Here is a 13,482-nt window from a genome sequence, read left to right as displayed (position 1 = left end):
GTTGTGGGTTCGAGTCCCACGCGCCCCACTCTATGACCTGCGCGTTCTCGCTGCCAGGTAAGTCAGCGGCCGCCGATGGAGCGCGGATGGGACTGCGCTGAGCCCTGCAATCGCGGACGATTGACATCCCTTCGTCGCTCGCTGAGGTCCTTGACTGGTTCTGATCACGTCCGTTTTCGGCGCAGCTTCGCAGTGCCCGTGTCGAGTCGTGCGGATGACTCTTTCCGCTCGCCGTCGGTCACGCTCCCTTACGCGCGATTCTGGTCACGGTTGTCCCGGTCTGGCGATCCACAGGTCCCTCCGGCACAGAGATGCCCAGTTCGACGGCCAACCGCCGCAGGTAGACGTCCACGGTGGATTCGACCATCTCGGCGAGGTCGGCGACGGCCGTCCTGCCGCGTACCCAGGCGGCGAGCTGCGTTCCGGCCGCGATGAGAGCGGCTGGCCACCAGAAGCAGGCGAGAACCGCGTAGCAGACCGCCCAGACCGAGGCCGCCACCGCCGTGTCCAGACTCGCCCTCGCCGCGCGCAGTTCGTCTCGAACGTCCACGGGCAGCAGAACCCACATGCGAGGCCAGCAGGCGTTCAGGTCCGCGCCGTATTGGTTGAAGACGCGTGTCCCGATCGCCGCGAGGCTGTCGCCCGTGAACGTCGGCCTCGTCGGCGCCGCCAGGGCGATGCGGTCGCGGCGCTGGGAGAGGTCGGCCAGCTCGGCGAGCAACTGCGCCGACCGCTCCTGTGGCGGGGCCTGCGCGCGGCGGGCGGCCAACTGTGCCTGCAGGGCGTCCCAGCGCCGGGCCCTGCGCATTGTCAGACGGCGTGCCAGTGGGTCCGACCAGCGCGGCCAAGCACCGAACCATACGATCCTCGCGAGTTGCGAAGCGGCTCGCACCGTCCCGCCGATCGCCGCGCAGCCGAGCAGGACCAGGGCGAGGAACAGGACCTGGCCGGCCGTGGTCCATCCCGAGGCGGTGTGGAGACCGTGAGTCGCGTATGTGTCCAGAGCGCGCCAGTCCAGCGCGCGGCCCTGGCCGAGCAGGGCAGCGGTCGCGCTCAGGCCGACCAACACCAGGCCGGGCAGGACGAGTTGCGCGAGCCATCGGTCCGCGAGTCTCGTGCCCAGTTCACTCAGGAAGGACCCCATGGATCAGGCTTCGCCGACGGCCAGGGGCTTGTCGTGCAGCCAGCAGCGCTCGGTCGAGATTGGCCCTCCCGGCTCGCGCGGGACCGCACGATCGCACGCCCCGTCCGGACAGCGTTAGACCTCGCCCGAGGCCTTGGCCGGAATTCCCTGCACCACCGCCCCGGCCGGCGTCTCCCGGCTCGTCCCGGGACCGGCCAGCACGTGAGGCGCAATCCCGAGTGCGGGCAGGACCTCCAGCACCGGGATGCCCGAGCGCACCGCTTTCACCGCGACGCTGAGCAGCTCCGCCCGGCCTCGCCTGCGCAGCTCCGTTTCGAGCTCGGGCAGCGTCGCGCAGAACGCCGCCAGGTACTCCCCGTCGCCGGGCATCATCGACTCCTTACTTCAGACATCCAGGACGCGTCGGGCGGGTGACATACGTCGCACCGGGGCGAGGAAGGGGATGGGCAGGCCAGGGTCGTCCATGGCAGCTCGCAGCATGTCCCGCAGCCCGGCGGGCAACGTCTCGTTCAGCACTTCCCTCCCCGCTGCCTCCGACTGTCGCACGCCCCTGGCATGCTCCGCCAGCCTAGGCGCCGGGTCGGCAGCAGAGTCGGGATTCCTTCCTCGAGTGAGACCACTGCGATGTCGCCGAAGCCGGCGCTGTGCCAGACTGGCCGTGAGGGCGTCGTGCAGCTATGAGGGGGCTGATACGGTGTGGCGGCGACGGGGTGAACGGAAAGCCACGGGCAGGCCCGGCGCGTTTCCGGGGCCGCCTCCAGTGGACCGCGGCGGCGACGATCCGGCGGCCGTGTTGGTCGGCATGGCGCTGCAACTTCTCGCCACCGGTGCGCCCGACGCTGCGCGGCAGTGGCTGGACCGCGCGGCTGCGGAGGCGCGCGACCCCGCGCTGTTGCGTGCCATCGGCGTCATCTACTGGCAGCACTTGAACGCCGAGCGCAAGGCGGAGGCGTGCCTGCGGCGAGCGGCTGCCGCGGGGTCGATCGACGCGATGAGCGATCTCGGCGTGCTGCTGCGCAGGCACAACAAGATCCATGAGGCAGAACGCTGGCTGGTGCGCGCGGCGTCGAGCGGCGACGCGAGTGCTCTCAACAACCTCGGCAACCTGTTCGAACAGCGGGGTGATCTGCCCGGCGCCATCGAGGCGTGGAGTCGCGCGGCGAATCAGGGCAGTCTGATGGCGATGGCCACGCTCGGGTTGGTCCTGTCCGCCCACGGCGATGTCGCCGAGGCGCGGCAGTGGCGCGATCGGGCCGCCGAAGTGCTGCGGCAGGGCGGCCACCCCGAGGCGTCGAACCAGGAGATACTCGGCAAACTCCTGCTCGTCGACACGATGCTCGCGGGCGAGCCGGCGCCGAAGCGCGACCCGCCGAGCCGGGCAGCGAACCTCAATGCGCCCGTCCGCGTGGACATGACGGACCCGCTGGCCACCATCGGGTCCCTCCTGACGGCGTACCGGGCGAACCCCGATCCGCAGACGCTCGACCTCGCGCTCAACTTGATCGATCACGCCGTCGACGCCTACCCGGACGGCAACGCGGGCCATGCGGAGGCTGTGCGGATGCGCGGCGTGCTGCTGCGTGAAGACTTCAAGCGCACCGGCGATTCGGCACAGCTCACCGCCGCCATCGAGGACGGCCGCGCCGCTGTCGCCTCCGCGCAGGACGACGCCATGCGGGCCGGCGCGTGGTCGAGCCTGAGCGTGACGCTGATGACGCGCTACGAGAGCACGCCCGACCCCGCCGTTCTCGACGAGGCCATCGTCGCGCTCGACCAGGCGCGGCGGTTGATGCGCGCGGACAACCCGGAACGGGCCGGCGTGGTCTCCACCCTCGGCGGGGCGCTGCTGCAGAAGTCCGGCCTGACCGACGATGCCGGGCTGCTCGACGAAGCCGTCATGCACCTGGAGGCGGCGCTGCGCGCGACCCCGGCCACGGACCCGGCGCTGTTCGAGCGGCAGTTCAACCTGGCCATGGCGAAGTTGCGACACGGCCAGCTCACCGGCAACGCGGCCTCGGTGTCCGACGCGCTGGAGCTGCTGCGCCGCGCCCACGACGGCTCTCCCGCCGATCACCGCGTCGGAGCCGTCGCCGCGCAGTTGCTCGCGAGCGCCGACCGTGCAGACGAGGACAGCTCCGCGGCGACTGACGATCCGCCGGAAGATCTCGACCTCGCGGTAGCGCTGCACACCGAATTCGAACGGAGCGGCTATCTGCCGCACCTGCACCGGTCGATCGACATCTTGCGCACCCACCTGGAGGGCGGGCGGCTCAGAGGTCTGCCCCGGCAACAGGCTCTGCACACCCTGGCCACCGCACTGTGGTCGCTGTACGAACGCACCGGCGGCCTCGCAGCGCTCGATGAAGCCGTCGAACTGTTCCAAGCCGCGATCGAAGAAGTAGGAGGCGACAGCGCACAACGGCTCGCCTCCCGGGCCAACCGCGCGGCTGTCCTGATGCTACGCGCTCGGCACACGGCGTCCCTGGACGATCTGCACGCCGCCATCGCCGAGTTCCGCCTTGTGCTTGACGAGACACCGCACGACCATCCCATGCGGCCCAACCGGGTCGGCGGCCTGGCGGGCGCCCTGGCGGAACTCGGGCAGCGCACCATGGACTCGGCGCTGTTCAACGAGTCGGCCGCCATGCGCCGCGAGGCGCTTGCCGCACTGCCCGCCGGCCACGGGTCCGCGCCGGACCTGCACTCCGGCCTCGCCGTGGTTCTGCTGTACCTCGCGCCCGGCGCGGCGGACTCGGCGCAGCTGCTCGACGAGGCGGTCGATCACGGTCGCCGGGCCGTGGCCGCAACCGCTCCGGACAGTCCGAACCTGCCCAGATTCCAGGCCAACCTGGCCCTCGCGCTGCTCATGCGGTACAAGTCGCGCCGACACGAGGATGACCTCGAGACCGGGCTCGGCCTGGCCAGAGCGGCGATCGCCGGTACCCCTCAGGGCCACGCCAACCGCGCCGAGCGCCTGACCACCCTGCGGGAGCTGCTGGTGCTGTACAACCAGCGCAGCCCGGAACCCGCGCACTTCGACGAGCTGGTCGATGTCACCGAGGCGGCCTTGGCTGCAACGCCCGCCGGCCATCCGCAGCATGACGCGGCCGTGGTGGGGGCGGCGACAGCCCTGATGGAGCGTGGAATCTTCGGCGGCGACGCGGCTTCGCTCTACTCGGCGATGATCCGGCTCGAGGCGCTGGCCACCGACGAAGCCGCGCTGGTGGCGCCGCGGCTGGACGCCGCGTTCTACCACGCCCTCGGCGCGCAACACCTCGGCGACGCGCCTACCGTCCGGCGCAGCGCGGCCTTGGTCGGCGAACTGTTACCGCGTCTCGCGCCCCGCGCCCTGGCTCGGGCGGACCGCGAGACTCAGCTGTCGCGGTACGTCGGCAGGGCCTCGGCCATTGCGGCCTGCGCGCTGAACGCGGGAGACCCCGAGCTCGCGGTCGCGCTCCTGGAACAGGGCCGCGGGGTGCTGCTCGCCGAGGCGATCGACGCCCGCGGCGACCTGACTGACCTGCGCGCCTCCCACCCCGGGTTGGCCGTCGAGTTCGAACGGCTGCGCGACAGCGCGCAAGTCGCCGATCCCGCCGTCCCTCCGGTCCAAGCGCTGCGGCAGCGGCAGGCCGACAGCGAGGCGTGGCTCGATCTGCTGCGGCGCATCCGGCAAGTACCAGGCTTCGAACACTTCGCCCAGCCGCCCGACGTCGCAACCCTCCGAGCGGCGTGCAAGGGCGGACCCGTGGTGGTCGTGAATGTGAGCGATCTGCGCTGTGACGCGCTCGTGCTGACCGAGCAGCAACTGCGCGTGATTCCGCTGCCCGGCCTGATCGCCGGCGAGGTGGACGAACGAGCCAGGACGTTCCTCGAGGCGACGTACGCGCCGAGGCCCGCTTGGTTCGCCGCGAACCAGATCGCCGCCGACACGCTCGGCTGGCTGTGGGACACGGTCGCCGAGCCGGTCCTAACCGCGCTCGGGTTGACCGGTCCGGCGGGGGACGATGCCGACTGGCCCCGGGTGTGGTGGGTACCCACCGGTCAGCTGGCTTTCCTGCCATTGCATGCCGCGGGCAGCCGGCCCGGGTCCGGAGGCGCGCCGGGCTCCGTCCTCGATCGCGTCGTGTCCTCGTACCTGCCGATGGTGCGCAGCCGGTACGCGAGTCGCGGCGTGCCGCCCCTCGACGGACGCCCCAGCGCCTTGGTCGTGTCGATGCCGGGCACTCCCGGGTTTGCCGACCTTCCCGGGGCGGCCGGGGAGGCGGCGAGCCTGAAGGCGCTGCTGGAGGTCGAGGAACTCACCGGCCGTGCGGCGACTCGTGCCGCGGTGCTCGCCGCCTTGCCCGCACACCGCTGGGCGCATTTCGCCTGTCATGCCCAGGCGGACGTGTCCACCGGAGCCAACGGACGAGTGCTGCTTTACGACCACGAAGCCGCACCGCTGACCGTCCGGGAGATCTCGCGACTGCGGCCGGCGACCGCCGAACTCGCCTACCTCTCCGCCTGCCGGACCAGCTTGGGGCCGAGGCGGCTGGCCGATGAGCTCGTCCACCTGACCGGAGCGTTCCACATGGCCGGATATCGCCATGTCGTAGGCACTCTCTGGCAGGTTTACGACGACGTCGCCGGACACATCGCCGACGCGGTGTACACCACGATCACCGCCCGCGAACGCAGCGTCGATGACATCGCCGTCGCGCTGCATCACGCGGTGCGGCACGTTCGCGCAACGAATCAAGACAGTCCGCTGCTTTGGGCGGCTTACCTACACGTCGGCCCTTGAGATAACCGCCCGCCCCGGCGACCAGACCCGGTGACGACCAGACGTTGCGACGACCTGAGGTTGTGACGACTCGCTCGGGCGAAAAGCGCGAGAATGAAAAACGTCGTCCTTTTTGCTTAGACACGGCTCCAGCCCGGAATTCACTCGATCGAGTGAAGATCATTAGATCGAATTCTTTTCACAACGCAATAAATGAAAAGTGGCTGCGTTGTCACGGGCGGGCGATCGGCGCGTAACCGATGTGAAGTGCGGTGACGTTGCACTCGGCTCCACTCAACCCCGCCAAATCGTCCGGGAGCCAAGGTGCCGAGCAATTCCCGTCGTTCCGCTTCTCGAAATAGTTTTTCGCCCGCCGCGAGTTGGCCGGCGGACCATCGCGACCAGATCGTGGGCGCGACGCTCGCCGGCATGGTGCTCGTACTGCTCGGTTATGCCTCGGGGATCGGCGGAGGCGGCGGCGTCGCTCAGGCGACGGGCGGTCCGGCCCCGGGCACGCTGGTGGTCGCGTCAAGCCCGCCGGCGAACGGATCGGCGCCGGACGTCATTCAAGCCACCGGAGGCTCCGGCGTCTCGGGCGATTACGGGTACGGCTTCGGCGGCGGGTCCGGCGCGGGTTCGGTGCCCGCGGCAGGCGCCTGGCCGTCGCCGTCCGCAGAGTCGCGGACTCCAGACATAGTCGGTGGGTCGCCTTCCTCGTCTCCCTCTGACTCGCCGAGCTCTTCACCGTCCGGGGCGCCGTCGTCGACAGCCTCGTGCAGCCTGCTCGACTGTGTCACCTCCGTGCTGACCGGCACGACAGGCGGCTTGAATTGCCTGCTCGGCTCGGGTTCGGACGGACTGCTGACTTCAGGTCCGACTGGTTCGACCGGTCTGCCGGGTCTCACCGGTTTGACCGGCGTGCTTTCCGGTGTGACCGCGCCGGTGGGTTCGCTGACCGGCTCGTTGGCCAGTCCGCTCAGCGGAGGGCTGCTCGGCGGCTGCCCCACACCGACTCCCAGCGCGAGCGCGCCATGAGCCGTGTCACGCGGCTGGCCCTTCTCGTCTGCGGTGCGCTGATTTGGCTGATCGGTTCGCTGATCAGCGCGCCCGCCGCCGTCGCCCACGCGGAGTTGCTGAGCTCGGACCCGGCTGACGGCGCGCGGCTGTCCGCTGCGCCCACTCACGTGACGATGACGTTCAGCGAGGGCATCGCGATCCACGACTGCTCGGTGCGCGCCGATGGTCGCGAGGTGCCGATCCACCAGCCGCCCGGACAGGCCGACGTCCTGGTCGCGGATCTGACCGGAGTCCACGCCGCGCCAGGCGGTCGGCTGGAGCTTGACTGGCGCTCGGTCAGCTCTGACGACGGGCACATCGCGAACGGAAGCATCGGATTCCAGCTGCCCGCAGCGGCTGCGGGGTTGTCCGCCTCCTCCGGTGCGCCCGCGTCTAACACCGCGTCAGGACCGACCGGAGCCGCGCAGAGCTCGGCGCTCCCGGGACCCGGCGCGGCCGTGCACAACGCGCTCGTCGCCGTGCAGTTCGCCGGATTCCTCTGTGTGGCGCTGCTGATCGGCGGCCTGGCCTTCCTCGTGATCGCCTGGCCGGAAGGCGGCGGTGTGCCGCGCGTGCGCCGCTCGCTCTCGCTCGCGTGGGTGCTCGGCCTGGGTATGGCGCTCGCGCAGATCGGGTTGCAGGCCGCTTACGCCGCGCTGCTGCCGCTCTCGGGCGTCTTCGACGCGACCGCGCTGGAGAGTCTGTTCGGCACCCGCGTCGGCACGGTGCTCATTGCCCGGGCGCTGTTGTGGCTGCTGGCTGGCGTCGTACTCGTCGGCCTGCTGCAGCAACAGCAGCGCGCGGCCTACTCGGCCGGCTGGCGGGTCGGCCTGATCGCGGTCGGCTTCGGCCTGCTGCGAACGATCGGTATGACAGCGCACGACGACAGCGCTCATCCGCTGGTCGGAGCGATCGCGGATACGGCCCACCTGGCCGGGGTGTCGCTGTGGATCGGCGGGCTGGTCGTCCTGCTGTTCGGCGTGCTGCCGCGCCGCGTTCCGAGTGAGATGGCCACCGCCGTCGCGCGCTACTCGAACCTCGCGCTCGTCAGCATGCTCGCGATCATCGGCGCCGGAACCCTGCTGGCCTGGCAGGTGGTCGGGTCGGTGCACGACCTGCTGCACACCTCCTACGGGCACACGCTGCTGCTCAAGCTCGCCCTGGTCACCGCGGTGCTCGCGCTCGCGCAGCACAGCAAGGCCTGGGTGCGCCACCGGCTGGATGTCGCGGTGATCCTCGACGGCGACCGCGCCACGGTCCGGCCCTTCATCTACTCGGTCGCGGCGGAGGCGGGGCTGGCCCTCGCCATCCTTGCCGCGGCGAGTGTCCTGGTCACATCCAGCCCCGGCCGCTGACCAGGGTCCGCACCGAAATCAGTCCACTTAGAAAGGCATCCCCACACCATGAACCGATCCGATTCCGAATCCGGCACGCCGCCGAACGCCCCGACCGCGGCGGTTTCCGCACGCCGCCCCGCGCGTGCCCTGCTCCTGCTCGGCACGGTGGCCGCCGCTGCCTCTGCGCTGCTGCTCGCCCAGGCGGCCACCCGCCCCGAGGCGGCGCCCATGGTGGCTCAGGGCACGACGACGCTGAACGTCGCCGACGCCGCGGCGGCCGCCGCGACCAGCTCCAGCACCATCGAGATCAAGAACTACGCCTTCGCGCCGAAGTCGGCGACCGTGGCCACCGGCGTCAAGGTCACCTGGGTCAACGAGGACAGCGTGCCGCACACGGTGACCGGCAAGTCCGGCCCGGCGTCGTTCGACTCCGGGCAGATCAACCCGGGCGCGTCGTACTCGGCGATCTTCATGACCGCCGGAACCTACACCTACTACTGCATCGACCACCCGCAGATGGTCGCCACGATCACCGTGACCGGCAGTTCGGGGGGCGGTGGCGGCTCACCGAGTGCGACGCCGAGCAGCGCTCCGTCTGGCGTCGGAGGAGGCGGTGGCGGCGGTCACCCGAGCTCGAGCCCGAGCATGTCGATGCCCGCGACTTCGGGAAGTCCCGGAGGCGTCCTCGGTTCGCTCGGCGGCGGCATGGGCGACTCGGGCGGCGGCTGCGCGAGCGCGAGCCAGGTGCTGCTCCCGCTGCTGCAGCACATCGACGCCACGCACCTTGGCGTGTCCCCGGGCCAGCAGGTCCAGGACCTGTCGAACGTCAACCAGTACGTGCTCACGCACACCACGCTGGTGGAGAACATGCTCATCCCGGCGTACAACAGCGCGAACCGGAGCCTGACCGGGCTGCTCGTTCCGCTGCTGCAGCACATCGACGCCACGCACCTCGGCGAGTCCCCGGGCCAGCAAGTCAATGACCTGATGAACCTGGACCAGTACGTGCTCACGCACACCACGCTGATCGAGAACATGCTCATCCCGACCGAAGGCGTGCTCACCGGCAGCTGCTGACCGCAGACCGCACGTCCTCGCGCACCACCAGCCGCCGGAACGGCGGTGGACCGGCCGAGTGGAAGTCGGCCGGTCCACCGCCCCCATTCTCCCCTCCGCGCACCGAACTCAGTCCGAAGAGGACGCGATGACTACCGAAACCCTCGTGCTGCCCCCGCGCCCGTCCCGTCCAGTCGTCCTGCCGGATCCCGGCACCTACCGGACGCGCCCCGGCCGGTGCGTCTTCGAGCTCCGCGCGGCCGCGGGCCCGCTGACGACGCTGTGCGGCCGCTTCGCCGTGCTCGACACCAGCCTCGTGGTCGACGAGGACGAGCGGCGCACCCATATGACCATCGAGGCCAGCGCCCGTTCCCTGCGCACCACCCGTCCGCTGGCTACGAGGCGGCTGACCGGGCCGCGCGGCCTCGCCGTGCGCCAGCACCGGGTCATCCGCTTCGAATCCACCGGCTTCGACAGCCGCGAGCCGGGACGGATCACCATGCCCGGCACTCTTCACCTGCGCGGCGAGGAGATTCCGCTCACCCTGGACAGCCGGGTCGTCGGGCGTGGACGCGACAGACTCCTTATTCTCGGCACCGGGCGGCTCGACTACGGCGCGCTGCGCGCCGCGACCGAGTTCCGACTGCCGTGGACCGTCCCGGCCGGGCACCTGCGCGTCCTGCTCGCGGCGGACTTCCGATGACCAAACCGCTCGCGCCGCGCAATCCCGCGCCGCCGTCCTGCGATCCGGCCCGCCCGCCGCTGACCATCGGCCCGCGCATGGCACTGGCGGCCGGTGCGGCCGTCGCAGTGCTCGCCGCGGTGCTCGCTCTCGGATTCAAGCCGGCCAAGCTGCCGTCCACCGAGCCGGCCGCGGCGGCGCACTACAGCGTGCAGATGTCCAACTACGCCTTCGCTCCCGCGTCGCTCACCGTGAAGGAGGGCGACACGATCACCTGGACCAACCAGGACACCGCCCCGCACACCGTGACCACCACCAGCGGCCCCGAGTCGCTGAACTCGCCGTACCTGTCGAAGGGTCAGTCCTGGAGCCACACCTTCACGCAGCCAGGAATGTACATGTACTACTGCACGGTGCATCCGGACATGCGAGCCGAAGTGATCGTCCAGGCGCCGGCACCGGCCACCACCGCCCCGATTCGTACGCACAGTTCCGCGCCTGCCGCTCCAGCCGGTGTGCAGGCGCATGCAAACACAGCCACCACCGCGGCGGGTCCCGCGTCGTCGAACTCTGGCGCCGCCGCAGCGCCCGCAGCCGCACCGTCGGTATCGAAGTCGACACCACCCGACGCTCAGGTCCAGGCGCAGCAGGCTGCTGACAGCAGCAATATCCGGACCCTCAGTCCGGTCCTGCTGCTCGGCGGGCTGACCGCCACGATCGCGGTGTTCTGCCTGCTGCTCGTCGGCTCCCGACCGGCTCCGGCGGCGGCAGCGGCGGAGCGAGGCAGTGCGGAACCCGACCGGAGGCGCGACGAAAAACACGACAACGACAACGACGACTACGACCACTAGCCGGTCGCCAACCCTACGCCCGTCATCCGGCCGCGCCCGGATGACGGGATGACCGCATCGCGGATCTCCCGCACACGGATGCGCTTCACGCAAGCCGCGTGACATCTGCGATGGCGCGGTATCCCACGGATTCGCGCATGAAACGACAAGTCGAAGCGGGTCGGAAACGTACAGGTGGAGCAGTTCCCCAAGCCGGCCGGTAGTGGCTGAGGTCGGTGGGCGAGCGTTCAGGCGCATAGTCCGGCGCCCCTGGGCCGCTGCGGCGGGCTCGTGCGGTGCGGCGGATGGCAAGATTGCCAGCAGTTGCTCTGCAGCGGGTTAGCGGCTGGCTGAGAGGGTTGCGTTGGTTGAGGACAGCAGTGCGCGTCGCGGGGGGATGCGCGATGTCGCGCGGGTGGCGGGGGTCTCCATCTCGACGGTCGCCAATGTATTGAGTCGTCCGGCCATCGTCGCGCCGGAGACGCGTCGCCGTGTACAGGAGGCGATGGCACGGGTCGGGTACGTGCGCAACGGTCCGGCGCGGGTGCTGCGGGGCGTCCCGAGCGCAATTGTCGGCAGCGTCCTGCTGGATCTGGCCAACCCGTTTTACGCGCAGGTCAACCGGGGTATCGAGGACCGGTTGACCGATCAGGGGTGCCTGGTGCTGGCCGGGAGCACCGACCTGGACGCGGCAAAGGAACGGCGGTTGCTGGGTCTGCTGGAGGAGCAGGCGGTTCGCGGGGTGATCGTCGCGCCGATCGATCCTGATCTGACCCGCCTGCAGGAGCTCAGCCGCCGGGGCACGCCGGTGGTTCTGGTCGACCATCCGCGGGGGCGCACGGATCTGTGTTGCGTGACTGTCGACGACGTGCTCGGTGGTCGGCTCGCGGCGGAGCACCTGCTGGCGCTGGGGCACCGCCGGATCGCCTACCTGAGCGGGAGCGTCAACGCCGTGTCGGTCAAGCAACGGCGCGCGGGCATGTTCCAGGCGTTGGCCGCTGCCGGGCTCGATTCCGACAAGGCGTTGCTGGACGTACGCATGCCGATCGAACCGCCCGAGCTGCCGCCGCAGGCGATCGAGATGATCCTCAACGCCTCGCCGCGTCCGACAGCTGTGCTGTGCGTGAATGACACTGTCGCCCTGGATGTTTTGCGTGGGCTGGAGAGCGTCGGCGTGCGCGTACCGGCGGACATGTCCGTCGTGGGTTATGACGACTTGCAGTTCGCCGCCCGGCTCTCGCCGTCGCTGACCACGGTGGCCCAACCCATCTACCAGCTCGGCTACGCCGCGGCTGACCTGCTCTTGGATGAGGCGCGTAGCGATCACACGCACCGCGAGGTCCTCTTCCAGCCCTCGTTGGTAGTGCGCGCATCGACTGCGGTTGCGCCTGCTGACCGTTGACGCTCTTGCGTCGTGCGCGGTTGTTTTTCGGGCAACTTTCACCGTCCGACCGCTGCTCGACGAGACGCCCGCATAGCCGCCCACGGAGGCGTGCGTTCCGGTCGAGTCCTGTGGATATGACGTGAAATGTTGTCGCTTTCTGTGCGACGCCGCCCTAGGTCGGGACATGCCGCGTTGGCGATCAGGGTGAAGCGCCCGCTGTGCGGCTGACTTCTGACCTCTGTTGATGCCTAGTCAGGGGTCACGTGGTCCGTCGACACGACCTTCCGCCCCGCGCTCGGCAGTGCACAGTCGATCGAACGTAATTCGAATACTGCCTTGATTGATTCGGGCAGTGCGTCGGAGCCTGCGCGGTCCTGAGAAACGGCGGGCCGATCGTCCGTCGACCGCAGCACAGTCGATCGGCACTTGACGGCGTCGGCTGTCGCGGGTTTCCTGCGTCGTGCTTCATTGCAACGTTTGTAACTCTGACGGAAGGAGAGCGATGAGGCTCTCGTTGTCTCGTCGCGGTGTCCCAGCGGCGGTGCTCGCCGGGACTCTGGCCACAATGGGTCTGCTTGCTCTATCCCCGACCGCGCAGGCGGCGCCCGCCGCGCCGCAGCTGCACGTGTCGGGCAATAAACTCGTTGACCAAAACGGCAGCCAAGTGGTCCTGCATGGCATGAACCGTTCCGGCGGCGAGTTCGCCTGCGTGCAGAACGCCGGGATCTGGAGCGGTCCCGTCGACCAGGCATCGATCAACGCGATGAAGTCCTGGGGCGCCGCGGTGGATGCGGAGCGGGTACCGCTGAACGAGGCGTGCTGGAACGGCGAGTCGTACGTCAACTCCGCCTACCGGGGCTCCAACTACATCAACGCGGTCAAGTCGTACATCAGCCTGCTGAATGCGAACGGGATCGTGGCGATCCTGGACCTGCACTGGACCGACGGGGTGTACACCGGCAATTCCTCCGGCTGTTCCTCGGCGCAGGCCACCTGCCAGAAGCCGATGCCGGACGCCGCGCAGGCCATCCCGTTCTGGACCTCGGTCGCCAACACCTTCAAGGGCAACAACGCGGTCGTCTTCGATCTTTTCAACGAGCCCTACCCGGAGCGCGCCACCGGAAGCGAGTCCTCCGGATGGGCGTGCTGGCGCAACGGCGGCACCTGTAACGGGATCGGCTACCAGGTCGCCGGCATGCAGAGCATGGTCAACGCGGTGCGCTCAACGGGA

10 protein-coding genes are annotated in these 13,482 nt (G+C 69.8%); 8 read left to right on the top strand and 2 right to left on the bottom strand.

Features of this window, described 5'->3' with window-relative positions; translation table 11 throughout:
• Positions 1 to 238: 238 nt before the first annotated feature.
• Both VN779_RS02280 and VN779_RS02275 read right to left on the bottom strand, forming a co-directional pair.
• A complete protein-coding gene (locus VN779_RS02280; protein ID WP_325719615.1) occupies positions 239 to 1,144 on the bottom strand; it encodes a hypothetical protein in 906 nt (301 codons plus the stop codon).
• A 114-nt stretch (positions 1,145 to 1,258) separates the two neighbouring features.
• Complete coding sequence (locus tag VN779_RS02275; protein ID WP_325719614.1) at positions 1,259 to 1,513, bottom strand: hypothetical protein; 255 nt, start codon at positions 1,511 to 1,513, stop codon at positions 1,259 to 1,261.
• Positions 1,514 to 1,904: 391 nt separating this feature from the next.
• Here VN779_RS02275 and VN779_RS02270 point away from each other — a divergent pair, with 391 nt between their 5' ends.
• The 8 genes from VN779_RS02270 to VN779_RS02235 all read left to right on the top strand — a co-directional run.
• Entirely contained in the window at positions 1,905 to 5,927 is a 4,023-nt protein-coding gene (locus VN779_RS02270; protein ID WP_325719612.1) for a CHAT domain-containing tetratricopeptide repeat protein, read from the top strand.
• 387 nt (positions 5,928 to 6,314) lie between these two features.
• Entirely contained in the window at positions 6,315 to 6,941 is a 627-nt protein-coding gene (locus tag VN779_RS02265; protein ID WP_325719610.1) for a hypothetical protein, read from the top strand.
• Positions 6,938 to 8,317, top strand: a complete 1,380-nt coding sequence (locus tag VN779_RS02260; protein ID WP_325719609.1) for a copper resistance CopC/CopD family protein — start codon at positions 6,938 to 6,940, stop codon at positions 8,315 to 8,317. The genes VN779_RS02265 and VN779_RS02260 overlap by 4 nt, the downstream gene beginning before the upstream one ends.
• 48 nt (positions 8,318 to 8,365) lie before the next feature.
• Positions 8,366 to 9,376 (top strand): cupredoxin domain-containing protein, encoded by a 1,011-nt coding sequence (locus VN779_RS02255; RefSeq protein WP_325719607.1) that lies wholly within the window; start codon positions 8,366 to 8,368, stop codon positions 9,374 to 9,376.
• Positions 9,377 to 9,503: 127 nt separating this feature from the next.
• The gene (locus tag VN779_RS02250) at positions 9,504 to 10,058 is read left to right on the top strand and encodes a YceI family protein (RefSeq protein WP_325719606.1); all 555 of its coding nucleotides are present in this window, start codon (positions 9,504 to 9,506) and stop codon (positions 10,056 to 10,058) included.
• Entirely contained in the window at positions 10,055 to 10,888 is an 834-nt protein-coding gene (locus tag VN779_RS02245; RefSeq protein WP_325719604.1) for a cupredoxin family copper-binding protein, read from the top strand. Before VN779_RS02250 ends, VN779_RS02245 begins: the two co-directional genes overlap by 4 nt.
• Positions 10,889 to 11,231: 343 nt before the next feature.
• On the top strand, positions 11,232 to 12,269 hold the full coding sequence (locus VN779_RS02240) for a LacI family DNA-binding transcriptional regulator (RefSeq protein WP_325719603.1): 1,038 nt from the start codon (positions 11,232 to 11,234) through the stop codon (positions 12,267 to 12,269).
• Between the two features lie 484 nt (positions 12,270 to 12,753).
• On the top strand, positions 12,754 to 13,482 hold a 729-nt coding region (locus VN779_RS02235), incomplete at its 3' end, for a cellulase family glycosylhydrolase (protein ID WP_325719601.1).

The sequence above is a fragment of the Actinocrinis sp. genome (assembly GCF_035605935.1).
In the GTDB taxonomy this organism is placed as follows: Bacteria; Actinomycetota; Actinomycetes; order Streptomycetales; family Catenulisporaceae; genus Actinocrinis.
The sequence above is the reverse complement of the archived record's forward strand: the minus strand, read 5'-3'. Positions and strand labels throughout refer to the sequence as shown.